This is a genomic window from Alteromonas sp. ABH2_165 (assembly GCF_056159945.1).
Window position 1 is genome coordinate 151,169 of record NZ_JBSWWF010000009.1, and the last position, 25,092, is coordinate 176,260.

26 protein-coding genes are annotated in these 25,092 nt (G+C 46.0%); 15 read left to right on the forward strand and 11 right to left on the reverse strand.

The window, feature by feature from the left end; all coding sequences use genetic code 11:
- Nucleotides 1–17 precede the first annotated feature (17 nt).
- Nucleotides 18–2,714, reverse strand: coding sequence for a DNA topoisomerase (ATP-hydrolyzing) subunit A (gene gyrA / locus ACXAFQ_RS17460; RefSeq protein ID WP_474824687.1), 2,697 nt, complete (start codon nt 2,712–2,714; stop codon nt 18–20).
- A gap of 356 nt (nt 2,715–3,070) precedes the next feature.
- Here gyrA and ubiG point away from each other — a divergent pair, with 356 nt between their 5' ends.
- The 4 genes from ubiG (at nt 3,071) to yfaE (ending at nt 8,018) form a co-directional block, all read left to right on the forward strand.
- Nucleotides 3,071–3,775, forward strand: coding sequence for a bifunctional 2-polyprenyl-6-hydroxyphenol methylase/3-demethylubiquinol 3-O-methyltransferase UbiG (gene ubiG / locus ACXAFQ_RS17465; protein ID WP_474824688.1), 705 nt, complete (start codon nt 3,071–3,073; stop codon nt 3,773–3,775).
- Between the two features lie 424 nt (nt 3,776–4,199).
- Nucleotides 4,200–6,530 carry a class 1a ribonucleoside-diphosphate reductase subunit alpha gene (gene nrdA / locus ACXAFQ_RS17470; RefSeq protein WP_474824689.1) on the forward strand — a complete coding sequence of 777 codons (2,331 nt, stop codon included), beginning with the start codon at nt 4,200–4,202 and terminating at the stop codon, nt 6,528–6,530.
- A 70-nt stretch (nt 6,531–6,600) separates the two neighbouring features.
- A complete protein-coding gene (gene nrdB, locus ACXAFQ_RS17475; RefSeq protein ID WP_474824690.1) occupies nt 6,601–7,731 on the forward strand; it encodes a class Ia ribonucleoside-diphosphate reductase subunit beta in 1,131 nt (376 codons plus the stop codon).
- A gap of 14 nt (nt 7,732–7,745) precedes the next feature.
- Nucleotides 7,746–8,018: a class I ribonucleotide reductase maintenance protein YfaE gene (yfaE, locus tag ACXAFQ_RS17480; RefSeq protein ID WP_083273229.1), complete on the forward strand. Its 273-nt coding sequence runs from the start codon at nt 7,746–7,748 to the stop codon at nt 8,016–8,018.
- Between the two features lie 65 nt (nt 8,019–8,083).
- Here yfaE and ACXAFQ_RS17485 read toward each other — a convergent pair whose 3' ends face one another.
- Both ACXAFQ_RS17485 and efpL read right to left on the reverse strand, forming a co-directional pair.
- Complete coding sequence (locus ACXAFQ_RS17485; protein WP_474824691.1) at nt 8,084–8,386, reverse strand: hypothetical protein; 303 nt, start codon at nt 8,384–8,386, stop codon at nt 8,084–8,086.
- A gap of 79 nt (nt 8,387–8,465) precedes the next feature.
- The gene (efpL, locus tag ACXAFQ_RS17490; protein WP_070127705.1) at nt 8,466–9,038 is read right to left on the reverse strand and encodes an elongation factor P-like protein EfpL; all 573 of its coding nucleotides are present in this window, start codon (nt 9,036–9,038) and stop codon (nt 8,466–8,468) included.
- A 236-nt stretch (nt 9,039–9,274) separates the two neighbouring features.
- On the opposite strand from efpL, the gene ACXAFQ_RS17495 reads away from it, so the two are divergent.
- Nucleotides 9,275–9,889 (forward strand): LysE family translocator, encoded by a 615-nt coding sequence (locus ACXAFQ_RS17495; protein WP_474824692.1) that lies wholly within the window; start codon nt 9,275–9,277, stop codon nt 9,887–9,889.
- 147 nt (nt 9,890–10,036) lie between these two features.
- Nucleotides 10,037–10,585, forward strand: a complete 549-nt coding sequence (locus tag ACXAFQ_RS17500) for a prepilin-type N-terminal cleavage/methylation domain-containing protein (RefSeq protein WP_474824693.1) — start codon at nt 10,037–10,039, stop codon at nt 10,583–10,585.
- A gap of 34 nt (nt 10,586–10,619) precedes the next feature.
- On the opposite strand, the gene ACXAFQ_RS17505 is transcribed toward ACXAFQ_RS17500, so the two are convergent.
- The 4 genes from ACXAFQ_RS17505 to dapA all read right to left on the reverse strand — a co-directional run bounded on the left by ACXAFQ_RS17505 (nt 10,620) and on the right by dapA (nt 14,338).
- Entirely contained in the window at nt 10,620–11,462 is an 843-nt protein-coding gene (locus ACXAFQ_RS17505) for a DMT family transporter (protein WP_474824694.1), read from the reverse strand.
- Nucleotides 11,463–11,593: 131 nt separating this feature from the next.
- Complete coding sequence (purC, locus tag ACXAFQ_RS17510; RefSeq protein WP_474824802.1) at nt 11,594–12,310, reverse strand: phosphoribosylaminoimidazolesuccinocarboxamide synthase; 717 nt, start codon at nt 12,308–12,310, stop codon at nt 11,594–11,596.
- Between the two features lie 15 nt (nt 12,311–12,325).
- Nucleotides 12,326–13,441 carry an outer membrane protein assembly factor BamC gene (gene bamC / locus ACXAFQ_RS17515; RefSeq protein ID WP_474824695.1) on the reverse strand — a complete coding sequence of 372 codons (1,116 nt, stop codon included), beginning with the start codon at nt 13,439–13,441 and terminating at the stop codon, nt 12,326–12,328.
- A gap of 12 nt (nt 13,442–13,453) precedes the next feature.
- Nucleotides 13,454–14,338, reverse strand: coding sequence for a 4-hydroxy-tetrahydrodipicolinate synthase (gene dapA, locus ACXAFQ_RS17520; protein ID WP_474824696.1), 885 nt, complete (start codon nt 14,336–14,338; stop codon nt 13,454–13,456).
- Between the two features lie 264 nt (nt 14,339–14,602).
- On the opposite strand from dapA, the gene ACXAFQ_RS17525 reads away from it, so the two are divergent.
- Entirely contained in the window at nt 14,603–15,130 is a 528-nt protein-coding gene (locus ACXAFQ_RS17525) for a glycine cleavage system transcriptional repressor (protein ID WP_474824697.1), read from the forward strand.
- A 22-nt stretch (nt 15,131–15,152) separates the two neighbouring features.
- Complete coding sequence (bcp, locus tag ACXAFQ_RS17530; protein WP_474824698.1) at nt 15,153–15,617, forward strand: thioredoxin-dependent thiol peroxidase; 465 nt, start codon at nt 15,153–15,155, stop codon at nt 15,615–15,617.
- Between the two features lie 62 nt (nt 15,618–15,679).
- On the opposite strand, the gene ACXAFQ_RS17535 is transcribed toward bcp, so the two are convergent.
- The gene (locus tag ACXAFQ_RS17535; protein WP_474824699.1) at nt 15,680–16,753 is read right to left on the reverse strand and encodes an AI-2E family transporter; all 1,074 of its coding nucleotides are present in this window, start codon (nt 16,751–16,753) and stop codon (nt 15,680–15,682) included.
- Nucleotides 16,754–17,001: 248 nt separating this feature from the next.
- Here ACXAFQ_RS17535 and bepA point away from each other — a divergent pair, with 248 nt between their 5' ends.
- Nucleotides 17,002–18,465, forward strand: coding sequence for a beta-barrel assembly-enhancing protease (gene bepA / locus ACXAFQ_RS17540; protein WP_474824700.1), 1,464 nt, complete (start codon nt 17,002–17,004; stop codon nt 18,463–18,465).
- 16 nt (nt 18,466–18,481) lie between these two features.
- Here the strand turns inward: bepA and ACXAFQ_RS17545 are convergent, their stop codons facing one another.
- Complete coding sequence (locus tag ACXAFQ_RS17545; RefSeq protein WP_474824701.1) at nt 18,482–18,994, reverse strand: TlpA family protein disulfide reductase; 513 nt, start codon at nt 18,992–18,994, stop codon at nt 18,482–18,484.
- A 68-nt stretch (nt 18,995–19,062) separates the two neighbouring features.
- Between ACXAFQ_RS17545 and arsC the strand changes: the two genes are divergently transcribed.
- Genes arsC through ACXAFQ_RS17560 form a run of 3 tightly spaced genes read left to right on the forward strand, consistent with a single transcriptional unit; the run spans nt 19,063 to nt 20,434 of the window.
- A complete protein-coding gene (gene arsC, locus ACXAFQ_RS17550; RefSeq protein WP_474824702.1) occupies nt 19,063–19,416 on the forward strand; it encodes an arsenate reductase (glutaredoxin) in 354 nt (117 codons plus the stop codon).
- Nucleotides 19,416–20,003: an NAD(P)H:quinone oxidoreductase gene (gene wrbA, locus ACXAFQ_RS17555; RefSeq protein ID WP_474824703.1), complete on the forward strand. Its 588-nt coding sequence runs from the start codon at nt 19,416–19,418 to the stop codon at nt 20,001–20,003. Before arsC ends, wrbA begins: the two co-directional genes overlap by 1 nt.
- Before the next feature lie 11 nt (nt 20,004–20,014).
- Nucleotides 20,015–20,434, forward strand: a complete 420-nt coding sequence (locus ACXAFQ_RS17560) for a DUF2069 domain-containing protein (protein WP_474824803.1) — start codon at nt 20,015–20,017, stop codon at nt 20,432–20,434.
- Here the strand turns inward: ACXAFQ_RS17560 and hda are convergent.
- Nucleotides 20,431–21,171 carry a DnaA regulatory inactivator Hda gene (hda, locus tag ACXAFQ_RS17565; RefSeq protein ID WP_474824704.1) on the reverse strand — a complete coding sequence of 247 codons (741 nt, stop codon included), beginning with the start codon at nt 21,169–21,171 and terminating at the stop codon, nt 20,431–20,433. The genes ACXAFQ_RS17560 and hda overlap by 4 nt on opposite strands.
- Nucleotides 21,172–21,178: 7 nt before the next feature.
- Nucleotides 21,179–22,450 carry a DUF2066 domain-containing protein gene (locus tag ACXAFQ_RS17570; protein ID WP_474824705.1) on the reverse strand — a complete coding sequence of 424 codons (1,272 nt, stop codon included), beginning with the start codon at nt 22,448–22,450 and terminating at the stop codon, nt 21,179–21,181.
- Nucleotides 22,451–22,660: 210 nt separating this feature from the next.
- Here ACXAFQ_RS17570 and purM point away from each other — a divergent pair, with 210 nt between their 5' ends.
- Genes purM through ACXAFQ_RS17585 form a run of 3 tightly spaced genes read left to right on the forward strand, consistent with a single transcriptional unit; the run spans nt 22,661 to nt 25,054 of the window.
- Nucleotides 22,661–23,698, forward strand: a complete 1,038-nt coding sequence (purM, locus tag ACXAFQ_RS17575) for a phosphoribosylformylglycinamidine cyclo-ligase (RefSeq protein WP_474824706.1) — start codon at nt 22,661–22,663, stop codon at nt 23,696–23,698.
- Complete coding sequence (purN, locus tag ACXAFQ_RS17580; RefSeq protein ID WP_474824707.1) at nt 23,698–24,348, forward strand: phosphoribosylglycinamide formyltransferase; 651 nt, start codon at nt 23,698–23,700, stop codon at nt 24,346–24,348. Before purM ends, purN begins: the two co-directional genes overlap by 1 nt.
- Complete coding sequence (locus ACXAFQ_RS17585; protein WP_474824708.1) at nt 24,308–25,054, forward strand: DUF3108 domain-containing protein; 747 nt, start codon at nt 24,308–24,310, stop codon at nt 25,052–25,054. Before purN ends, ACXAFQ_RS17585 begins: the two co-directional genes overlap by 41 nt.
- Nucleotides 25,055–25,092 lie beyond the last annotated feature (38 nt).

Genomic DNA, 25,092 nt, shown 5'->3' on the forward strand with positions numbered 1-25,092 from the left:
TTACAAAGCGCGTAGACTTATTCTTCTGTCGTTGGCTTATCGCTGTCAGAAACAGCGGCATCATCGGTTGCTGATGCTTCAGCGTCTGCGGTGTTCTCTTCACCGTCTTCAAGATCGATGTCTTCGTCGATCACTTCTTCAATGCGTTGCAGCCCTACGACTTTTTCTTCATCAGCTGTACGAATAAGACGTACACCCTGGGTGTTACGGCCTACCGTTGAGACTTCACTCACACGCGTACGTACAAGCGTACCCATGTTGCTGATCAACATGATTTCGTCAGACTCATCTACCTGAACTGCACCAACCACTTTACCGTTACGCTCGGACACCTTAATAGATACCACGCCCTGAGTCGCACGACTCTTCGCTGGGTAATCTTCAAGCGGTGTGCGTTTACCGTAACCGTTTTCTGTGGCTGTCAGAATAGCGCCATCACCCTGTGGCACAATCAGTGATACAACGCGCTGGCCTTCTTGCAGTTTGATACCGCGAACACCCGTTGCAGTTCGGCCCATTGGACGTAGTGCCTGGAGTTCTTCACCGGTTTCAGGATCACGCTTGATTTCGCCAGTTTCTGAATCGCGAAGTTTTTCGTTAAAACGAACCACTTTACCTTCATCAGAGAACAGCATGATGTCGTCATCACCATGGGTGATTGCGACACCAATCAATTCGTCACCTTCGTTCAGGTTAACGGCAATAATACCACTGGATCGCGGACGGGAATACAGGCTAAGGTCAGTCTTTTTCACGGTACCGTTAGCGGTAGCCATGAGTACGAATTTACCTTCCTCGAATTCTTTAATCGGCAGAATGGCTGTAATACGCTCGTCATTCTCCAGCGGAAGAATATTAACGATAGGTTTACCGCGAGCATTACGGCTGGCGAACGGCAATTGATATACCTTCAACCAGTACAGGCGGCCGCGGGTAGAGAAACATAGAATGTGGTCATGGGTATTGGCTACCAGTAGACGCTCGATGAAATCTTCATCTTTCATCTTGGTCGCTGACTTACCTTTTCCACCACGGCGCTGCGCTTCGTATTCACTGAGTTTTTGATATTTCACATAACCTTCACGGGAAAGCGTCACTACCACGTCTTCCTGTTCGATGAGATCTTCAATATCGATGTCGTGACTGGCTGCGGTGATTTCTGTACGACGTTCATCACCGAATTCATCACGGATTTTTTCAAGTTCTTCGCGAATCACTTCCATCAGGCGCTCAGGGCTTCGCAGAATATGCAGAAGCTCAGCAATGACCGCCAGGAGTTCTTTGTATTCGTCGAGAATTTTCTCGTGTTCCAGACCTGTCAGCTTGTGCAGACGCAGGTCAAGAATGGCCTGGGCTTGTTGCTCGGTGAGGAAGTATTTGCCGTCGCGGATACCGAATTCTGGTGTTAACCAGTCAGGACGCGCTGCATCATCACCCGCACGTTCCAGCATGTCTGCAACATCGCCAAGGTTCCAACCCTGTGCAACCAAGGCTTTCTTGGCTTCAGACGGACTCGGCGAGGCTTTAATAAGCTCAATGATCGGATCGATGTTGGTCAGCGCAATGGCAAGACCTTCAAGAATGTGCGCACGGTCACGGGCTTTACGCAGCTCGTAAACGGTACGGCGAGTTACCACTTCACGACGGTGAAGGATAAACGCCTCAAGCATTTCCTTGAGGTTGAAAACTTTAGGCTGGCCGTTATCCAGCGCCACCATGTTTATACCGAATACCGTTTGCAATTGGGTATTAGCATAAAGGTGGTTAAGGAGTACTTCTGCAGATTCGTTGCGTTTCACTTCCACAACAATACGCATACCGTCTTTATCAGACTCGTCGCGCAGTGCTGAAATACCTTCAATGCGTTTTTCTTTAACCAGCTCGGCAATTTTTTCAATCAGACGGGCTTTGTTAACCTGATACGGAATTTCGTTGACAATAATCGTTTCTTTGCCACTACTGTCCGTTTCGATTTCCGCTTTAGCACGCAGATAGATTTTGCCGCGACCGGTGCGGTAAGCGTCATCAATGCCCTTACGGCCACTGATCATTGCCGCGGTTGGGAAATCTGGTCCAGGGATGAATTGCATCAGATCTTCGATTGTTACCGACGGATTTTCAATTAATGCAATACAGCCGTTGATAACTTCAGTCAGGTTGTGTGGCGGAATGTTAGTCGCCATACCAACCGCAATACCAGAAGAACCGTTAACCAGCAGGTTAGGTACCTTTGTTGGCAGTACATCAGGAATTTGTTCTGTACCATCATAGTTAGGTACAAAATCAACAGTTTCTTTATCCAGATCCGCCAGCAATTCGTGGGCGATCTTGGCCATGCGCACTTCGGTATACCGCATTGCAGCGGCTGAGTCGCCGTCTACCGAACCGAAGTTCCCTTGCCCGTCGACGAGCATGTAACGCAGCGAGAATGGCTGTGCCATACGTACAATGGTGTCGTATACCGCACTGTCACCGTGAGGGTGATATTTACCGATGACATCACCGACCACACGGGCCGATTTTTTGTATGGTTTATTGAAGTCGTTTTTGAGTTCGTTCATCGCGAAGAGTACACGACGGTGAACCGGCTTGAGGCCGTCTCTTACGTCAGGCAATGCACGCCCAACAATAACGCTCATCGCATAATCGAGATAAGAGTTCTTCAGCTCTTCCTCAATATTTATGGGCAGAATTTCTTTAGCGTTATCAGTCATAAACTGCTATGTCCCTTGATTCAAGTTCAAGCGTATCCAATATCACGCACCACCAAGTGTTGAAACCTGGTAATAAATGCAGCTAAGAACAGCGCTTTCTTATTATGGGTTTATCTTGAGGAGCCGGTTGACCCGCTCATAACCTCCTCAGGTAATCATTGAGTGTATCACTGGATGACAGATTTATGTAGCGCTTAATCAGTGCAATCAGGACAGTAGTGCCTGAGCGTCTACTTTTCGTTCAGTTAACGATGTTTCACTGACAAAACATGCCTTTTCACTAACGGTTGATGTAACCTATTACGCTGATTGTTTTCTTTCTTTTATATTCTTTAATAACGGTATAGAGCGTTTTCATGAGCAACGTCGACGAGCAAGAAATTGCCAAATTCAGTGAACTGGCCTCGCGCTGGTGGGACACAGAGAGTGAGTTCAAACCACTGCATCTAATTAACCCTTTACGTTTGGACTTCGTTCAGCAACATTGTGACGGCCTGTTTGGTAAAAAGGTGGTCGATGTGGGCTGCGGTGGAGGTATTCTTGCAGAATCCATGGCAAAACTAGGTGCCGAAGTCTCTGGTATTGATTTGGCTCAGGCGTCTCTTGAAGTGGCGAAACTTCACGGTCTCGAATCTGGTGTGTGTGTGGATTATCAATGTATCAGTGCAGAAGAGTTCGCCGCCCAGCATCAAGGTGAATTTGATGTAGTGACTTGTATGGAAATGCTTGAACACGTACCGGACCCCGTCTCTATTGTTGCAGCGTGTGCGCGCCTGGTTAAACCAGGAGGCCATGTTTTTCTGTCCACATTAAACCGTAACGTCAAATCTTGGTTAATGGGTATCGTGGGTGCAGAATACATTTTAAATCTGGTACCGAAAGGCACACATCAGCACGCCCGCTTTATTAAGCCTTCAGAATTAATGGCGATGACCGATAAGGTAGATCTGCTACCACGAAACACCACAGGCTTGCATATGGATCCCTTAAGCCGTCAATTTTATCTTTCAGATAAAAACGTCGACGTTAACTACATCGTTCATACGCAAAAAGCTGACTAGAAAACACAACATGTAGTGCTGATGAACATAATCTGCGCTACATGTCGTATTTGTGAGCAGTCATAATAGTAGCAGTTAAAATTTTTTAATTGCAGATCAAAAAAGTAAAAAACGGTTGCATTTGGCTGATTTGCCATTTGATTGCCTGTACTTGGTTAGTCTTCACTAACCATTTTTATTGCATAGTTTGATCGCTGGATTTACCACCAGATATTGGGTTGCATTAACGCGTAAACCTCACTATCTTGTGTCTTGTCCGACGGGTGTTTTATAACGAAAAGTGAGCAACAAAACACAGGATCCCGCCAGGCAGTAGGGATCTCTGCTGGATCAGGCTTTCAGAGCCAAATTACGTCAAATAATTACAGTGAAAATGGGTATTCATCCCGTCATTCATGCGCTAACAAACTAACGGCCAGTACAAATGAACAATAACTTGTATGTCACTAAACGCAATGGCGAAAAAGAAGCTATTGAGTTAGATAAGATCCACAAAGTCATTACGTGGGCAGCAGAAGGACTCAACAATGTTTCTGTTTCCCAGGTAGAACTCAAAGCCCAGATCCAGTTTTACGACGGTATTAAAACCGGCGAGATCCACGAAACCCTGATCAAATCAGCGGCAGATCTTATCTCTACTGATGCACCTGATTACCAATATCTTGCTGCGCGACTCGCTATTTTCCACTTACGTAAAAAAGCATACGGCCAGTTTGAGCCGCCAAAACTTTTCGACCATGTGAAGAAAATGGTTGAGCAAGGTAAGTACGACGAGCACCTGCTGTCTGACTACACCCAGGCCGAATTCGAAGCGATGGACGATTTCATCGACCACTGGCGCGATATGACCTTCAGCTATGCGGCGGTTAAGCAACTGGAAGGCAAATACCTGGTACAGAACCGTGTGACCGGTGACATTTACGAAAGTGCCCAGTTCCTTTACGTACTGGTTGCGGCATGCCTGTTCGCTGAATACCCGAAAGAGACGCGTCTTGATTATGTCCGTCGTTTCTACGATGCAACATCAACATTTAAGATTTCTCTGCCAACACCTATTATGTCTGGTGTGCGTACGCCTACCCGCCAGTTCAGCTCATGCGTACTGATTGAAACCGGTGATAGCCTGGATTCTATCAATGCCACAGCCAGTGCTATTGTAAAATACGTAAGCCAACGTGCCGGTATTGGTGTGAACGCGGGTCGTATCCGCGCATTGGGAAGCCCAATTCGCGGTGGTGAAGCATTCCATACTGGTTGTATTCCATTCTACAAGTATTTCCAAACGGCAGTGAAAAGCTGCTCTCAGGGTGGTGTTCGTGGTGGCGCAGCTACCCTGTTCTACCCACTCTGGCACATGGAAGTAGAATCTCTGCTGGTACTTAAAAATAACCGTGGTGTCGAAGAAAACCGTGTACGACACCTCGACTATGGTGTTCAGTTCAACAAGCTGATGTATCAGCGCATGATGAAAGATGGCTACATTACTTTGTTCAGCCCGTCTGACGTGCCGGGCCTTTATGATGCTTTCTTCGCTGATCAGAACAAATTCGAAGAACTGTACGTTAAATACGAACAGGACGACTCCATCCGCAAGAAGCAAATTAAAGCCATGGAACTGTTTAGCCTGTTCATGCAAGAACGTGCTTCTACGGGTCGTATTTACCTGCAAAACGTTGACCATTGTAATACGCATAGCCCATTTGATCCGGCTGTTGCTCCAGTGCGTCAAAGTAACCTGTGTCTTGAAATCGCCCTGCCGACCAAGCCACTGGAACACGTGAACGATGAAAACGGTGAAATTGCCCTGTGTACGCTGTCTGCGTTTAACTTAGGTGCAATTAAATCGGTAGATGAATTTGAAGAACTGTCTGACCTTGCCGTACGTGCCCTCGACAGTTTGCTGGATTACCAGGACTATCCTGTTCCGGCGGCATATCACGCAACAATGAATCGTCGTACGCTGGGTATAGGCGTAATTAATTTTGCTTACTATCTGGCGAAAAATGGCGTTAAGTACTCTGACTTCAGTGCAAATCCGTTGATTCACCGCACATTCGAAGCCATGCAGTATCACCTGCTCAAAGCCTCTGTGAATCTGGCAAAAGAGAAAGGTGCGTGTCCGAAATTTAACGAAACCACGTACGCAAAAGGTATTCTGCCTATCGATACCTACAAGAAGGATCTCGACGCCATTTGTAACGAACCGTTGCATATGGATTGGGAAGGCCTGCGTGCAGAAATGATGGAGCACGGTCTGCGTAACTCTACCCTGTCTGCGCTGATGCCGTCTGAGACGTCTTCTCAGATTTCTAACGCGACGAACGGTATTGAACCACCACGTGGTCACATCTCAATTAAGTCAAGCAAAGACGGTGTGCTTAAGCAGGTTGTACCTGAATATGAAAACCTGAAAGATGCTTATGAGCTGCTGTGGGATATTCCTTCGAACGACGGTTACCTGCAACTGGTAGGTATCATGCAGAAGTTTATCGACCAGACAATCTCTGCCAATACCAGCTATGACCCGGGCAAATACGAAAGCGGTAAAGTACCGATGAAGCTGTTGCTGAAAGATCTATTGACAGCCTACAAGCTGGGCGTAAAAACCTTGTACTACCACAATACCCGAGATGGCAACACAGACACCAGTTCTATGGAAGTGAAGCAGAGCCAGGCTCAGCCTAAGAACCAGCAGGCCCAGACAGCCGTTATCGAAGAAGATGACGACTGTGCCGGCGGTGCATGTAAAATCTAACGGTATTAGCCAGGGCGCCCGCCCTGGCATTCGCTTTCTAACCGGTAATAAATCGAGCTAAATTGCAGTTATGAAATATACAACGTTTAATCAACAAAGCGTCAATCCTCTTGTAGAACCTATGTTTTTCGGTAACCCTGTTAATGTGGCCCGTTACGATCAACAAAAACACAGCATCTTTGAGAAATTGATTGAAAAGCAAATCAGTTTCTTCTGGCGTCCTGAAGAAGTCGATGTAACTCGTGACCGCGTGGACTTTCAAAAGCTGACTGAACCAGAGCAACATATCTTTATTTCAAATTTGAAATATCAAACACTGCTCGACTCAGTGCAGGGCCGCAGTCCTAATATTGCATTTCTGCCCATCGTTTCATTACCGGAACTGGAAACCTGGATCGAAACCTGGTCTTTCTTTGAGACTATTCACTCCCGGTCTTACACGCACATTCTACGTAACCTGTTTTCTGATCCCAGTTCAATATTTGAAGATATTGTGGTTAATGAGCAAATCAAACGCCGTGCCGCAGATATCTCCCGTTATTACGACGACCTCATCTTCCACACCCAGCTTTGGCAAACCCAGGGCGAAGGCGTTCATACTGTCGACGGTGAAGTGTACGAAGTGAATATGCGCGTACTGAAGAAGAAAATGTACTTATGTATGAACTCGGTTAACGCGTTGGAAGCTGTGCGTTTCTATGTATCATTTGCATGTACCTTTGCGTTTGCTGAACGAGAGTTAATGGAAGGTAACGCGAAAATCATCCGTCTAATTGCCCGTGATGAGAACCTGCATTTGTCCTCCACGCAGCATATACTTAATCTGTGGGCCCGAGGCAAAGATGATCCTGAAATGGCTGAAATTGCCGCAGAGTGTCATGAAGAAGCACGTCAAATCTTCATCAGTGCTGTAGAGCAGGAAAAGGAATGGGCCGATTACCTGTTCAAGAACGGCTCCATGATTGGCATGAATAAGGAAATTTTGTGTCAGTACGTGGAATACATTGCGAATCAGCGAATGACTGCCATTGGCTTTGAAGCGCCGTATGAGATAAAAAGTAATCCACTACCCTGGATGAACAATTATCTCAATTCGGATAACGTTCAGGTAGCACCTCAGGAATCTGAAATCAGTTCCTATCTGGTAGGACAAATCGACTCTTCCGTAGGTGAAGACGATTTCGCCGATTTCGAACTGTAAGCTTCCCATCGCGAATGGGAAAACCCGACACCACACTTCGCATCGACGTTGTCGATGTGGGGTGTGTTGATGCCATTTCCGATAAAACTCTGCTTGAATGTTTAGAACATGCTGGCGTGGAATGTCACTTTAATTGTCGTGATGGATTTTGTGGTGCCTGCCGCACAAAGCTAATAAGTGGTGAAGTCAGTTATACTGTCGATCCCCTCGCCTTCATCGATGACGATGAAATTCTTCCCTGTTGCTGCAAGCCTCTGACCAATTTGAAAATTGACGTACCACTATAGTCAAAAAAAAAGCCCGCAATTGGATGACAAATGCGGGCTTTTTTCATTAATGGCAGCAAAGATTATTAGCAATCCTTGTCTTCTAAGTCCATTTTCTCTTTCATTTTTTCGCAATTGTCTTCAATGGCGTTGCCTGCGTCATCAGCCCAGTCTTCTGCCTTATCCGCCGCATCTTCAGCAAAATCTTCAGTTTTATCCGCTAAGTCTGACGCGGCATTTTTTGCGTCATCCATCATATCACTGGCTGCACCTTTCATTTTGCTCATTGAATCTTCAGTTTGCTCTTGCTTCTCTTCACTACAAGCACCCAGTACACAGGTAAACAAACCAATACAGGCAATCGTTGATAACTGTTTTACTATTTTCACAGAAATTTCCTTTTACTCGTTAAAATTAAGCAGAAACCGTTCGTGGATCCTGCCGTTAAGATACGTATGGTTAAAATGATTACTTATCAGCCCGACTCTGAAACTTACGTTCTTCGGTATTGATCTTAATCCACTCACCAGTACTGATGTACTCAGGGACTTGCACGACTAAGCCCGTAGAAAGTTTGGCCGGCTTGGTACGCGATGTAGCTGATGCACCTTTAATTGACGGATCGGTTTCAACCACTTCCAACTCCACACTCATTGGTAAGTCCAACGCTACTGGCACTTCACTGACAACCAATACTTGAATACCGTCTGTTTCTTCATTAATAAATAATGCTTCATCAGCGATGCTGTCTTTATTCAGATGGTAAGGCGTGTAATCTTCCTTATCCATAAACACATATTCTTCGCCATCGATATACGAAAACATGGCTGGGCGTCGAACTAAATCAGCCATTTCCAGCATGTCTGAGTCCTTAAAGGTCTCATCGTACTTGGCACCGCTCACTACGTCGTACATGCGCATACGATAGATACTGCCGCCGGCGCGGCCCTGTGGTACGGAACGCTCGATGTCACGAACAATGCAGGTCTTTCCATCGAAAATAATCGTATTATTCTTTTTTATTTCACTTGCCTTAGGCATGGCGATTTCCTGTAAATGAGAGTCAGGCGCAAATACCTGATAACAATTCCAGTTGGTATTTTCCGCCATTTCGCTTTGCTTAGAAAGCAGTTTTATTATTATCAATCCTTAATACTGTTTTAACCACATTGGATTTTCAATATTACACATTGATAGCAGAAATTAATCAGAAATATTTTTGCCTGAATGGTCAAATTCTGGCATCGTCTACGCCCGTTAATTAAGGAAATCTGTTTATGACCTGGGCCGTCTTGTCCGTTTTTATCCCAACATTCTTCTTTGTGTCTATTACACCGGGTATGTGTATGACAATGGCCATGACATTGGGAATGAGTATTGGTGTTAAGCGTGCACTGTGGATGATGCTCGGCGAATTAATTGGGGTTGGTTTAGTCGCCACACTTTCTGCTATCGGTGTAGCAGCATTATTATTAAATTACCCTACTGTATTTTCTGTTCTCAAACTCATTGGTGCCGCCTATTTGGCTTATACCGGTATTCAAATGTGGCTGTCCCGCGGAAAAATGGCCCTTACATCAGAAGAAACCCAGCCCGCAAGTCGTACAGCGTTAATCTCTCAAGGGTTTATCACGGCCATCGCCAACCCCAAGGGGTGGGCATTTTTTGTCGCATTATTGCCTCCGTTTCTTAAATCGGAGCAGCCGTTAGCCGAGCAACTCATAACGTTAGTCGCCATAATCCTCACTTTAGAATTTAGCTGTTTATTAATTTACGCGTCAGGCGGCCGCTCGCTACGAACGTTACTGCTGCAAAGCGGTAACGTACGTGTGATGAACAGAATTGCCGGCAGCCTAATGATTGGCGTAGGTGCCTGGTTAGCGCTTAGCTGATTTCTTTATCTAACTGATAAATCGACTTAATTATGTGTGCGGATACTTGTAAACGTGTCTGCATAACTGTCACACCGGTTTTCAGATTGCTCACAGAAAAACATTAATCTACGATTAAAGCTCCTGAATTATTACGAAAATATCATTTTGAAAACAAATCGTTATGCCCAGGGCTTTACCCTCATAGAACTCATTATTGTCATTATTATTCTTGGTGTTCTTGCCGTTACTGCAGCGCCTCGCTTCATTGACTTATCTGACGATGCCAATGATGCTGTAACGAATTCAATGATGGCGGGTTTCAAATCTGGCCTAACCTTAATGAATGCGAAATATATAATCAGACGCACATCGCCCATTATAATCAATGGCCAGTCTGTAACGTTCTCTGATAATGGCTGGCCTAAAGGCTCGACAAACGACAGCGCGGGTTGTGCTGAATTATGGTCAAACGTGTTTGCTGATCCGCAGCCTGTAAACGTAATGAATGATTTCGGTTCAGCAATGACAGCAGGTTGGAATACGGTTTATTATGCTGATTCCAGTGCTGAAGTGTGCGCGTACTTGAAAAGTAGTTCAGGGGGAACGCTTTCTGGCTATTCCGACCCTTATTTCGTTTACTTTATAAGCGATACTAATTATGCCGCGTATGGCTATGAAGGTAGTCCCGGCCAGGTGCAAATGTACAACTTATAACCCCACTTGCTCAGAAAGCATGAATCAAAGCATGTCAATTTACGCTTCTTTTGCTTTTAATGACTAGCACGATACCACCGATTATCGCCAAACTGGCAAGAACTATGCGCATTGTGATGGTTTCGCTAAGGAACAGCCATCCCATGAATGTGGCGATTACCGGTACACTGAGCTGCAACGTAGCTGCATTTGTGGCTTCTAGCTCGGGCAATACAAAGTACCACAACGCATAGCCCAAGCCCGAGGCAATGGCGCCCGAAAGAACGCCATAAATGATGCCTGGATCTGACATGGAAAAAGGTTCAGCCATCACTAAAAATAAGACAACTGCAAAAGGTGTCGTACGCAAGAAATTCCCTGCTGTCATCAAAAGCGGCGCAGCAACCCCCTTACCCAAAATAGAATACACGCCCCAACTCACGCCCGCCAGGATCATAAGTGATGCAGATACGAGCGGTGGCGCAGTAACACCTGGCAATACCAGATATACCAGCCCGCAAAATGCGATGAGAAAGCCTGCTGATTGCGCCATTGAAAACCGTTCACCGCGGAAGAAGCCAATTCCAATCATGCTAATTTGTACCGCACCAAATAGCAGCAGTGCTCCCGTGCCCGTCGTTACATGTTGGTAGGCGAATGAAAAACCCGCTGCATAGCAAAACAGTGCAATAGCGCCTACCCAGCTACCCTGCCTTGCCGGCTTATGCCCTTTGAAGTGGATAAGTAGACTGAGAATAAGTGCACCGCTGAGCAGCCTGACAAATGTGAATGTAGCGGGACCAATATCGGTCTCGACCAGCGCCATACGACAGAGTAAAGAATTAGCGGCGAACGCTATCATGGCAAGACAGGCAAACATGTATGTGGATACTGGCATGTAAATCTCCCTAATATTTTACTCACCATCCCACGAAGAAATAATAATGACAATGCTACTAAGGCACTGTTTGCTAAAAAATTGTAAAAATAAAAAAGCACCCGAAGGTGCTTTTTTCAAAATTGCTTTTATTAAAGTTTCAGGCCTAAACGCTCAGCAACTTCGATATAGGTTTCAACAACTGAACCTAACCCTTGACGGAAACGGTCTTTGTCCATTTTCTTACGGGTTTCTTTATCCCATAAGCGACAACCATCCGGGCTGAATTCGTCGCCGAGAATAATGTTGCCATCGGCGTCGAGACCAAATTCAAGTTTGTAGTCGACCAGAATCATACCGCCTTCATCGAACAATGCTTTAAGCACATCGTTCACAGCGAATGTTAAGCGCTTCATTTCAGCGATTTGCGCTTCAGTGGCCCAACCGAATGCTGTGATATGGTAATCGTTGACCATAGGGTCATGCAAAGCATCATTTTTGAGGAAGAACTCAAAAATTGGCTTATCATTCAGCATTAACCCTTCTTCAACACCCAGACGGCGAACCAGTGAACCCGCTGCAACGTTTCGTACAACACATTCAACCGGAATCATATCCAGTTTCTTAACCAAAGAGTCGGTGTCAGACAGCAGTGCTTCTACCTGGGTAGAGATACCCGCTTCTTCCAGCTTGGTCATGATGAAGTGATTAAATTTGTTGTTCACCTCGCCCTTACGGTCGAGTTGCTCAATCTTTTCACCGTCAAATGCCGATGTGTCATTTCTGAACTCAAGGATCAGTTTTTCACTGTCGTCAGTGAGGTATACCGTTTTCGCTTTACCGCGGTACAGTTCTTCGCGCTTTTCCATCATCAATCTCGAAATTTAGATATCCAGGTTATCTTCTGTCATTACACGAGCAAATTGGTCGTATAAGTCAGCAACCTGATTAGGTTCAAACGGTTCACTCTCATCGTTCATGAAAGTAATGCTCGTTTTGTTTTCGCCAATGGCCTGAACTTTCAAACGATACTCACCCTCTTCAAGCAAATCTTTATCGTCAGAAAATAATCCACTCCACCAACCGCTGTCTTCATCATTATAGGAAACAAACAGCAGTCCAGTTGATTTGTCTAAATCTTTAACGTCGAAGCCCATCTTACGTAAAACGAGTAACATTCTGGGCCACGCAATATCGTATTGTGCATCAACAACGTAAGCTGGCGCGCCATCGCCGTCGAAGCCCATTTCAATGTTTAAACCGCTGCGGATTTGCGCAATACGTTTGCTTTCGTCTAATTTAATCTGATACTCGTAGTGACCAAGCACTTCATTAAGAATACCAATCTCTTCACGGCGTTCTGTCATTTCGTTGATCGACGCGAGTGTTTCGGCATCACCAGACGAAGACTTCATTTTGTAGTCATCTAAGCTAGCGCTTAACGCTGCAGAGCGACCATGCGCTTTTACGTCGAGTTGGAAAACAAATCGGCGAGAAACTTCCGATGTTTTAGCATCAGAAAAATCGTACCAGGAGTCATCAGAAACGATACGCTCTACCGTCCAGTCGGTCACCAGTTTTCCTGCTGCTTTATCGAAGCTTTCGACACCTATTTGCTTTTCTTCTAAAAAGCTAAGTACGGTGTCCCAGATAGCATCTTCTAACGGCTTGCTGTCGTCGACCTGATCAAAAACCACGACGGCTGAATCGCTGCCTTCTTCAACACGTGAACCAGCAACGAGGGGCAAAACCAGTGCGGGTGATTGCACTGAAAGACTACGTCCAATCAAATTGTTGTCTGCACCGTCACCGACATTGGGTAACTCATACTGCTGACTAAATTCAGGTGAATCGAGCCCTTCCGGCACCTTTACAGAAGCGCGTTGGGATACGTCAAGATAGTCATAACTGCCTGAAGCCGTTTGATAATCTTGTTGGCTTGAACAACCAGCTAGGGCCAATACAGACAGGCCACTTAGCAAAGCCAGTGTGTTTTTCATCGGAATTCCTTCTTAACCAGAAATCAATGCGTGTTTTTTTAGTAGTTCTTCGAGTGCTTTTTGGCTCGCAAGTTCCGGTAAAACCATCGGTAATCGTAATTCGGCGCTATTTATTAGCCCCATTTTGTATAAAGCCCACTTTGGCATGACAGGATTTGGCTCGATAAACATGCCGTTATGGAGCGATGCAATACTAGCATTAATTGCGCGACATTCCTCTGCATTTCCTGCCAGACCTGCTTCACACATTTTTGAAATGGCGCCAGGCACCACGTTGGCTGTCACCGAAATAACACCGTGGCCGCCCTGACATAAAAATTCTGCACTGGTACCATCGTCGCCGCTTAACAGCACAAAGTCATCGGGTACCAACGCCTGAGTAGCTTTAAGACGCTCTAAATTGCCGGTGGCATCTTTCAGACCAACAATTTTCTTGTGAGAGGCCAGTTCTGCAACAGTTTCAGGCAGCATATCGGCAACGGTACGACCAGGTACATTATAAAGCAGTACCGGTAAGTCAGTCGCATCGGCAATCGCATTAAAGTGCGCCACCATGCCACGTTGCTGTGGTTTGTTGTAGTAAGGTACAACGCTGAGGAAGCCGTCAATTCCCAGACCCGCCATTTGTTCACTAAGGAAAATAGCTTCGTCGGTGGCGTTTGCACCACTGCCTGCTATCACCGGGATACGACCCGCGGTAACAGCAACTGTTTGTTTGACTACTTCAATATGTTCTTTAAATGGCAACGTCGCAGATTCACCGGTAGTACCCACTGAAACAATACCATGTGTGCCCTGCTCGATATGAAACTCTACAAGTTTCTCAAGCGCAGGATAATCTATCTCACCAGTCTGAGTCATTGGTGTGATTAGCGCAACGTAACTGCCTTTAAACATATTATCTCCCACATTTTGTGAGCGCACATGGTAATGAGGTAAAGGGGTAAAAACAAGTTATCGGGCGGGCTTTTTAGCAGGAAATCGCCATCGTTATCCTAAATACTGAATATTTTATGAAAGCCGCATTGTAAAACCCTTACTATTGACGGTTTTCTGGGCAAGCGTTCGACAATGACTCTTAATCGCCGCGGATAAGAAACTGGCATCGAAATTTTAGGATGTGTTACCATTCAAAAGGTTAACAGAATAATAAGCCACCACATGAATCATCAACTCATTGTCACTATTCTTGGTACAGATCGCAGCGGTATTCTCAGTGAAATAGCCGATACGGTTTCCGATGCTCACTGTAATATCCTCGATAGTCGGCAAGCTATTTATGGCAAAGAATTTTCACTGACGATGATAATTGAAGGGTCGCATCAAGCTATTACCCGCGCCGAACTGGCTATTCCGCCGGTTTGCCAACGTCTTGATTTGCTCTCGATGATGAAGCGTACAAGTCATCATGAAAAACAGAATCTCGACCACCTTTATGACGTGGAATACAGTGGTGTAGACAGTCACGGACTTTTACGGTCTGTTACCCGCTTTTTTGCAGAAAGAAATGTGTCTATCAGCGCATTCAGACAGCGTACATTCACCAATAAACAAAGCGGTCAGGAAATGATGCGCTGTAAGTTTATTGTCAACACACCAGATACTCTTGATATTGCCCTTTTGAGACAAGAAGCTGACGAACTGTTTTCTTCCATTGGTCTCACCGGCAGTATTACCAGGAAAGATTAATCCGCTAGATTTAAGGAGCGTTATGAATACCTTGGCGGCCGGCGATAAAGCGCCAGCATTTAGTTTACCCGATCAAGACAATAACCCGGTAAATCTCACTGACTTTGTCGGAAAAAAAGTTTTAGTTTATTTTTACCCCAAAGCGATGACACCCGGTTGTACCGTCCAAGCGCAAAATCTGCGTGATAGCAAATCCGCGCTGGATGATAAAAACGTGGTGGTATTAGGAATAAGCCCTGATGCGGTTAAACGTTTGCCAAAATTTATTGAAAAAGAAGGCCTTAACTTTACCTTATTGTCTGATGAAGACCACGCCGTTGCAGATGCGTTTGGCGTATGGGGGCCGAAGAAGTTTATGGGCAAGGAATATGATGGCATTCACCGTTTAAGCTTCCTCATTGATGAACATGGTACGGTTGAACATGTTTTCAATAAGTTTAAGACAAAAGATCACCATCAGGTCGTGTTGGATTACCTCGGAGGTTGAACTTCACTTAACCGTAGTCACATAACAAAAATCCCCCGAGTTCGGGGGATTTTTTTATGCTTTTATTGCTCTGGCAATATCACTTCCGGGCCTGACCAGGCAGTAATGACGGCTTTCACTAGCGTTGCCAGAGGTATGGCGAAAAACACGCCCCAGAACCCCCACAGACCACCAAAGAAAAGCACCGCTACAATAATGTAAAGAGGATGCAGGCTCACCGCTTCAGAGAACAATAACGGCACTAACAAATTACCGTCCAGTGCCTGAATAATACCGTAAGCGATCATCAGGTAATAAAAGTCCGGGGTTAGCCCCCACTGAAATAAAGCAACGACGGCCACAGGGATGGTTACCACGGCTGCACCAATGTATGGGATTAGTACAGACAAGCCGACTAAAACCCCAAGCAGAATTGAATAGCGTAAATCCATTAACGCAAAGGTGACACAAGACACCGCGCCGACAATAACAATTTCAATTACCTTACCGCGTATGTAGTTAGCAATCTGTGTGTTCATTTCATGTCCCACCTGGGTGATGAGACGCCGCTCCGCCGGGAGCAGATTGGAGATACTGTCAAGAAAGAACATTTTGTCTTTGAGCATGAAAAATACCATTAACGGTACCAGTATCATGTATACCAAGAGTGCGGCCACATTGCCCAGCGAACTTACCGATGCAGACAAGACTGTCTGACCGAACTCCACCATGTGATCGTTAAACCCTTCCATCATCTGTTGAATTTGATACACCTGAACGTAATCAGGATAGCGATCGGGTAACCGCAATATCCACTCCTGCGCGTTTTGCCAAATGAGCGGCGTTTCCTGAATCAAATTCACGCTTTGCTTACTGATAGTCGGCACTAATCCAACCAATAACAAAATGGTAATCGCCACAAAAGCGATCATTACCAAACTACATGCCAAGGTTCTGCCCACACCCACGTTTACCAACCGTGTAACGGGCCAATCAAGCAGATAGGCAATCACAGCCGCCACTAAAACAGGCATTATTAGGCCACCCCAGACAACCAAAACGGTGGCAGATAATAGGATCAAGATGAGCAACATTGCTGCATCAGGATCAGAGAATTTTCGGCGGTACCAGCGGCCGAATACACTGAATAAACTCATAAATTCTGCTCAACAGGAACAAAAAGGAATCGCATCATAGGAGATATCAACCGTCGCCCGCAAGGGCAAACCATTGATGTCGCACACTAACTACGGGATTTATCGCTATATTATACATACCGATTTATAGCATTAACCGGTATTGTACGGCACAATAGTTAAATATTGCGATGGATAATTGAAACTTATCTATCCGGTCACCACTCTATGTGTTAACGCTTTGGTGGTACTCTACAGTAAAAGGTTCGATGAGATATTTAGCGCGCAACGGAATGAAGTTAGGTCTGTTTCTTCTGGCAATGAGTTTTTCAGTTATTGCACAGGAGAGTAAATTCAATGATCGTAATGCCCTGCCTGAAATTGGCGTGGTAGCCTCTGACGTTCTTTCTTTAGATAAAGAGATGCTGATTGGCGATGCCGTTATGCGACAAATGCGTGGCGGCGCCCCTGTTATAGGCGATCCTGTACTCGACGAATATCTACAGGATTTAGGGAATCGTCTGGTCGTTGAAGCCGAGAACACGAAATTTCCATTTGAATTCTTTTGGGTGAATAACGACGCCATCAACGCTTTTGCATTTTACGGTGGTCACATCGGTGTACATACCGGCCTCATTCACAATGCGAAAAACGAAAGCGAACTGGCCTCTGTTTTGGCCCACGAAATTTCACACGTTACCCAACGTCACCTTGCCAGACATATTCAAGCCCAACAACGGGCCGCGCCAATCGCCATCGCGAGTATGCTTGGTGGTGTGTTGTTAGCCATGGCCGACCCGCAAGCAGGCATGGCAGCAATTTCCGCTGGGCAAGCTACGTCAGCGCAAATGTCTATCGACTATACCCGTTCTAACGAGCAGGAAGCTGACCGTATTGGTATCGGAATGTTAGCCCGCGCAGGTTTTGATCCGGAAGCAGCGGCGACATTTTTCCAAACCCTGACAGCGCAATACCGCATGGTATCCAGACCGCCTGCACGATTAATGTCTCACCCACTGACCGAAACCCGGGTTGCCGATGCGCGAGCCCGAGCAAGAGACTTTCCGCGAGTGCACATACGCGAGAGCCTCTCATTTCATTTAGCCAAAGCGCGCGTTATGTCTCGCTACACGTTCGATAAAAATTACAGCTTGGATTACTACCAGGACGTATTGCGAAAGAAAGACTACGTGATGAAAGAAGCCGCTGAATATGGCCTTGCACTCGCTTATCTGCGGAATGAAAAGGTGGTTGAAGCGAAAGAAATTATCGATGCGCTACTGGCAGGTAACCCGGAAAATCTGTTTTATCTTGATGCGGCAACGGATATTTCGCTGGCACAACACAATGCCGACGAGGCCGTGGCAAGGTTAAAACCTCATCTTGCACGCACGCCGCGGAATCAGGTACTCGCTCTAAATCAAGCGAATGCAATGATTGCCGCCGGTGATAATACTGACGCCATTATTATTTTAAAAGACTTCCTGCTGGTACACCCAGACTACGAAATTGCGTATCAATTGCTTACAGAAGCTTATAAAAATGAGAAAGATTTTCAAGGCATGCATCAAAGTAAAGCTGAGTTAATGGTATTAAATGGCGCTTATAAGCCGGCCATTGATGAATTGCAGTTTGCTTACAATTTTACTGCTGATAAACACCTTGCAAAGCAACGGATACGCGCTCGTATCAAACAGCTTCGAGAACAACAAGAACGACTAGAGCGTTTGTAGCTTAGTGCTCATCTGCTTAGTGCGCGCCGGCTACTTCTTGCTTTAAGTGATTCAGCCGCTCGCGCAGAGCCGTCTCGGTTTGCTCCCCGTAAAGCGTTTGGGCGACCTCACCCGAAGGCGATATGAGGTAGGTAGCAGGTAAATAGCCAGGGAAAGCCATAGGTAGCGTAATGTCGTCGCTAGTATTTAGCACGTCGAATTCAACGTTTAAATCAATCACCAATTGCTGCAGTACTTGCAAACTTCCCCCATCATAACTCACACCAATAATCTGTACGTCATTCTCAAGGGAACGATGCAATCTATTGAGTGCCGGTATTTCGCGTAAACAAGGCGCACACCAGGGCGCAAAGAAATTCACCACTTTCCAATTTTCGCTTTGCCAACGGATCGGCTTTCCCGTTAGCGTTGTGGCATCAGCCTGCATAAAATGACTGACCGCAATACCCGCCGTCATCGCCAACAGGCAAAGGAAGGCAACCATAAATAAAAAAACCGTTTTTTTTACGCTATTTTTGTTTTCGGTCATGTGAATATCCAACCTATCCTTGCTAGAATTCCTGATAACGAAACTATAACACAAACAAAGTGATGCCAATGTCTACCATTCAGATCCTCCACAATCCGCGCTGTTCTAAAAGCCGTCAAACACTGTCTTTATTACAGGAGAATGGCGTTGAGCCCGAGGTCATTGAGTACCTCAAAAATCCACTCAGCAAAACTGAACTTGAAGCGTTGGCAGAAAAACTAGGCGTAAATTCTCCCCTTGAAATGATGCGCACCAATGAAACTGAATTCAAAGAACAGGGTCTCAAAGCAAAAGATATCACAGCGGACCAGCTATTTTCCGCGATGGCAGATACGCCTAAGTTGTTAGAACGGCCGGTTGTGATCAATGGCAATAAAGCCCGCATTGGCCGTCCCCCTGAATCCGTGCTGGAAATTATCTAATGACAAAAATTCTGGTGCTGTATTATTCCCGGACCGGTAGCACTAAACTGCTCGCCAACCAGATAGCAAAAGGAGTAGAAAGCACGGGGGCCGAGGCCATGCTACGCACCGTTCCGCCAATGCCTGATTATTTGTCGACCCAACCCGCAGTACCAGAATCTGGTGCACCTTATGTTGGTCAGCAGGATCTCAGCGACTGTGATGGGTTAGCATTGGGCAGCCCTACCCGATTTGGCAATATGGCTGCACCGTTAAAACACTTTCTCGACAGTACCAGTCAGGCATGGCTGAAAGGCACGCTAATTAATAAGCCCGCCAGTGTTTTTACCTCCACCGGCAGCATGCACGGGGGACAGGAAACCACGCTACTTACCATGATGCTGCCTTTGCTGCATCACGGCATGGTGCTGTGTGGTTTACCCTACTCTGAAGCCGCACTCCATGACACAGAAACCGGTGGCTCTCCCTACGGCGTTTCGCATGTAGCAACGAATCACCAACAGGCCTTGTCAGAACATGAAAAACAACTGGCATTTGCCCAGGGTAAAAGACTAGCCCTACTTGCGAATCAATTGAAAGGAAGTTAGCCATGGCACCCATGTCATCGAAAACCCGGACATTTCGCTACCTTGCGTTAACCTGCCACTTATTGCTGCTGGCTTGGGTAACACTGTGGCAGTTTTCATTGGTTAATGAGCGGGTATACAGCACAACATTTATTGCCGTAGTTTACATTCTGCCTTTATTGCTGCCGCTGCGCGGTATAGTTGCGGGCAAACCTTACACCCATGCCTGGGCTAACTTCATTGTCCTATTCTATGTCATTCATGGGTTCACCGCAGGTTACGCGGCACCAGATGAGCTCGCCTACGCGATTATTGAACTCATACTCGCCACCGGTATGTTTATTGGGTGCAGTGCCTTTGCCCGAATGCGAGGCCGCGAATTAGGAATGGGTTTAAAGAAATTAAAAGATGTTATGCAGGAAGAAAAAGACCGTTTCGAAAACCACTCTTAATTATCTATTCCCAGCTCTCGTTTTATCATCGCCACCGAGAGCTTTTTCTGCTCCTGCAATGAGCGGGTATCTAACCTCGCCAGCAAATTCATCAACGTAGGTAAATCACGCTCACAATGGTTCATTAAGAACATTAACGCTTGATCTGAGAAGCCCATTCCTCGTTGTGCAGCACGATGTTTCAAAATGGCCAAACGATTGTCGTCACTCAGTGCGTGGAGTTGATACGTTATACCCCAGCTTAATCTCGAACGTAAATCAGGTAGTTGAAAGGCAGGATGATTCGGGCCCATGGACGAAGCCCACAATAAGACCGATGTGTGATGATCGACCACCCGGTTGATAAAGTGAAATAACGCCTCTTCCCATTCCGCAATACCCGCAATGGTATCGATATTATCGAGACACACATAAGGTAATCGCTCTAAGCCATCGAAGATAATTGGCGTCCACTCTTTGTGATCACGGAGGTTAAGATAGATATGCGATGTGTTGCGTGCAGCAAGCTGATGACAAACCGCATAAAGCAAGTGGCTTTTTCCTTTACCTGGCGCACCAATTATACCTACCGCAGCGAGAGGACTTTTATCAAGTGAGCTGAAAGCCGGGTTACTGCGCCATTCACTACCGCTTTGACTCAAGGCACTAAGAAAATCTGCCAAATCCTGATTATCACCGCCGACATAACTTCCGAACGTTTCATCTACGGGCAGAGAGACTGGAAGCGGTAACTGCATAGCGGACTTATTCGTTCCAGTAGAAGTTCTGCCCTTCCAGTCTATTTCCTGCCGCATCTGTAACAGGTTTTAGTCTGGAGTCGAGCTTGATGACTTTGTAAAAGTCTTCTGGCCGAGACAGTAAAGTTAATGAGAATGTGGCAACAGACCCTTCTTGTTCAATCAAAGAGACGGCTTTCACCATACTCATTTGTGTCATGTACTCTCGTGCATGCACATACTTTTCTAATGAGTCCACATTGGCAACAGAAATGGTCATCAGATCTTCGGTAATGTTCTCTTCAGTGGTGTTTACCGAAAAATGCTTGCCGAGAAAATCGCTGTAATCTTCGAGAAAAAGCGCGGCCAGTTCTGCCGGATCATCCGCGTAAACGCTGCCAAAATTGATATCAGTATTGTCGATAACTACCCAATCCAATGCGTAAGCGCCATCCTGACTCTGATTACCCATTTCCTCAAATTCGCTGCGGGAAAATGCTGGCGCTTTTACTGCCTGTACCAGATCGTCGACCAAATACGTATTTAAATCTTGTAAACCATTATTGGAAAATGCGGGTCGGTAGCTGTCATATTTGAGCTTTCTGACCTGTTCCTGGGTCTTTTTCGCCTCTTCGATATCGGGAACGGCATTTTCTTCTACTTTATAAAGACGCGCCCCTACAATGTAATCTGGCTGATAGCGCGTTGATGCTTCCTTGAGACTAACGGCAAACCGCCCCCATACGTCGTAAACACTAATACTTAAGCTATCATCCAGGTCCATTAACGGGAACACCACCGGCACACCGCGCTCCATGGCGACTTTACGTAATGCTTCAGTGATGTCGTTGGCAGTACCGTCACTGATAATCTCGCGATTTGAATTATCATCCTGGGTAGCCAACCACATAAGGGTATCTGGGCGACGCTGGCCCCATATGGGTAATCCTGCCTCACGCAATTCCTGAATAACGGTTTGCGAATCAAATTCGCCCACATAAAACAGTTCGCCGTTATTCATTTCGAATCGATAGGCCCGCAAGTAGCGTTGCGGCTCGGATAGCATAGCCCTCACCGATGCCTGTTTTAGCGCATCCCTTTGTCCTGTAATTTTCACAACCACTTGTTCAAGGGCGGTTCTCGTTGCAGCACGCTGCGTGCGGGAAGACTGATTTTCCACTGCCACACTGGCTTCGTTAACGGATACGGTTGTACTGGCAATAACACTCACACAGGCAACTGAGGTAAAGACCAATACACAAGCTGGAATAAAGCGAAGAATAATACGTTGAAAAAACATGAAGATTTAGCGTCGCTCCGGGAAAGTGAAAGCTGATGAACTAAAGAAATCGTATTGTGAGTTATTTGACAGAATTTTTCACCACTAAAATGTAAAACTTTGACAGCAACTGGTTTTGCCACAACAATTTCGTAACCCGTCGCTGTTGGACTTACCGCAACTTGCTGGTAGAATCCGCGTCTTTCAAACCACCGCACCAGGGCCATACTCGTGAGCGAAAATAAACAGTCACTTAGCTATAAAGATGCAGGCGTAGATATCGATGCCGGAAATCAATTGGTTGAACGAATCAAATCCGTTACCAAACGGACTAGCCGTCCTGAAGTTCGTGGCGGTTTAGGTGGCTTTGGCGCCCTGTGCGAATTACCAGCAAAATATAAGCGCCCGTTACTGGTTTCTGGTACCGATGGTGTGGGCACTAAATTACGTGTAGCGATGGATGCCAAGCGTCATGACGGCGTGGGTATCGACCTGGTAGCCATGTGCGTTAATGACCTGATTGTACAAGGTGCTGAACCCTTGTTCTTCCTCGATTACTATGCAACAGGTAAGTTAGATGTTGATGTTGCTGCTGACGTGGTTACCGGTATCGGTGAAGGTTGTGTGCAAGCCGGCTGCGCATTGATTGGTGGTGAAACCGCTGAAATGCCTGGCATGTACCACGACGGCGACTACGACATTGCGGGTTTCTGTGTGGGCGTGGTGGAAGCCGATAACGTTATCGACGGCACAGGTGTAAAACCCGGTCAGAAAATTATTGCGTTGGGCTCTTCTGGTCCGCACTCCAATGGCTATTCGTTAATCAGAAAAATTATTGAAGTAAGTGGTGCAGACGTCAATGCAGATCTCGACGGCAAGCCGTTAATTGATCACCTTCTTGCCCCTACCCGCATTTACGTAAAAGCCGTATTGGCGCTGCTTGAAAAAGTAAAAGTAGAAGCGATTTCACATATTACCGGTGGTGGTTTCTGGGAAAACATTCCGCGCGTTTTACCTGACGATGCCAAAGTGGTTGTCGAGGAAAACAGCTGGGAATGGCCAGTAGTGTTTGACTGGCTGCAGGAAAACGGCAATGTCACCCGTCATGAAATGTATCGTACCTTTAACTGCGGTGTAGGTCTGATTATCGTGGTTGACGAGAAAGACGTAGACGAAACCATTGAGATCCTGACCGCTGGTGGCGAAAAAGCCTGGTTACTGGGTCACATTGAACAACGTAATGACGGTGAGCAGGTAGAGATCAACTAATGTCTGCAGCAAAACCACGCATTTGCGTACTAATTTCCGGAAACGGTTCTAACCTTCAGGCAATGATAGATGCTGTTGAAGGTGGCCAGTTAAATGCCGAAATTGTGGCGGTTATTTCAAACCGCCCTGGCGTTTTCGGCCTGGAGCGCGCTGAGAAAGCAGGTATACCTGCACATTGTCTCGACCACAAAGACTACCCGGTACGTGATGAATTTGACGCAAAACTGCAATCACTGATTGATAGTGTAAAACCTGATGCTGTTGTACTGGCAGGATTTATGCGCATTCTGACTGCAGAATTTGTCGAACATTTTTCCGGTAAACTATTGAACATTCATCCATCTTTGTTGCCAAAGTACAAAGGGTTAAATACCCATCAACGTGCTATAGATAACGGCGACAGCGAACACGGTGTCAGCGTTCATTTTGTTACCCCGGAACTCGATGGTGGTCCGGTCATCATCCAAAGCCGAGTACCGGTGTTTGAAGATGACGCCGCCAGCGATTTGGCTGAACGGGTGCAGGAGCAGGAACGCCGCATTTATCCACTCGTATTACAGTGGTTTGTAGCCGGTAGACTGACGATGAAGGACAATAAGGCTGTACTTGATGATCACATTCTTCCGCCACAAGGCTACGCCAGCGAATAATTATATTTCTTTCACTGTATCGTTGTTTATGCTGCTGATGACATCATCAGCAGCATTTGCTGACGATGGTCCGGTCATCCCACCGTTTGAAGCAGAGTATACCGCTTATAAATGGGGTGGGGATGTAGGCAATGTCTCTATCAAACTTGAATATCTGAAAGATGAGCAGTATGTCCTCACCTATCATTCAGATGTGTCAAAGTTTTTCCTCTCTGACGAACGTTTCGAACACTCCGTTTTCTTCGCCTCTGAACAATTCATTCACCCGTTTTCTTACTACTATAAACGAACAGGAACCGGTCCGGATAAAGAGCTTGAAGTAAAGTTTGCCAGCTATCCGGAAAAGCAAATTGAGATTAAAGGGAGCGAGACTCTGCCTTGGAATGGCGAAACTGATAACCAACTCTACCGTATCGACTTAGCCCGAAAATTGGCCGCCGGTGAAACTGAAGTCAGTTATGACTTCGTCAACTATCGCGGCGAACTCAAAAATTACGACATTAAAGTCACTGGCAATGAAACCCTCGATTTACCTTACGGCAAACTCGAGACCATTAAAGTTAAATTACTTCGCGACCACAGCAGTTCTCGGGAAACCTTTGCTTGGTTTGCCCCCTCGTTGGATTATAACCTTGTTCGCTTGCAGCAATTTAAAGATGGTGACGAACAGGGCGATATTCGTCTAAAAAGCTACCGTCATCTTTAATTGACTGACTTCTTTTATTATTCATCTCTCGTTCCTTG